This window comes from Streptosporangium fragile, assembly GCF_039534445.1.
In the GTDB taxonomy this organism is placed as follows: Bacteria; Actinomycetota; Actinomycetes; order Streptosporangiales; family Streptosporangiaceae; genus Streptosporangium; species Streptosporangium fragile.
In genome coordinates, this window is sequence record NZ_BAAAVI010000179.1 from 1 (window position 1) to 932 (window position 932).

The 932-nt window shown below is 72.3% G+C and carries 1 protein-coding gene; it reads left to right on the forward strand.

All coding sequences use genetic code 11. The features are described from left to right. Positions 1-51 precede the first annotated feature (51 nt). A partial coding sequence (locus tag ABD841_RS40520; protein ID WP_344982401.1) for an AMP-binding protein occupies positions 52-932 on the forward strand: 881 nt, incomplete at its 3' end.

Below are 932 nucleotides of genomic sequence, written 5' to 3' on the forward strand. Positions count from 1 at the left end.
CATCCGGCGTATGTGATTTTCACGTCGGGGTCGACGGGGCGGCCCAAGGGGGTGGTGGTCGCGCATGCGGCGGTGACCCGGTTGGTGGAGTCGACCCGGGGCTGGTTCGGGTTCGACGAGACCGATGTGTGGACGCTGTTTCATTCGTGCGCGTTCGACTTTTCGGTGTGGGAGCTGTGGGGGGCGTTGTTGTGCGGGGGCCGGCTGGTGGTGGTGCCGTTTGCGGTCAGCCGGTCTCCGGAGGCGTTTTTGGCGGTGCTGGCCGCGCAGCGGGTGACGGTGCTGAACCAGACGCCGTCGGCGTTTTACGCGTTGCTGGCCGCGGAGCGGGCCTGGGACGGGCCCGCGCTGGCGCTGCGGTGGGTGATCTTCGGGGGGGAGGCGCTGGAGGTGGCCCGGGTGCGGGAGTGGGCCGGGCGGGCCGCGGTGGGGGCCGGGCCGGGTTTGGTGAATATGTATGGGATCACCGAGACGACGGTGCATGTGACGTATGCGCCGTTGGGGGCCGGGGCGCGGGCGGGTCTGATCGGGGTGGGGATCGCGGATCTGCGGGTGTTTGTGCTGGATGGGGGGTTGCGGCCGGTGCCGCCGGGGGTGGTGGGGGAGATCTATGTGGCCGGGCCGGGGCTGGCGCGGGGCTATCTGGGCCGGCCGGGGTTGACCGCGGAGCGGTTTGTGGCGTGTCCGTTTGCCGGGGTGGGGGCGCGGATGTATCGGTCGGGGGATCTGGGCCGGTGGGGGCGGGATGGCCGGTTGGAGTATGTGGGCCGGGCCGATGCGCAGGTGAAGGTGCGCGGGTTCCGGATCGAGCCGGGGGAGATCGAGGCGGTGCTGGTGGCGCATCCGGGGGTGGCGGATGCCGCGGTGGTGGTGCGCGAGGACCGGCCCGGCGACCGGCGCCTGGTCGCCTATGTGGTGCCGGCCGGGACGGC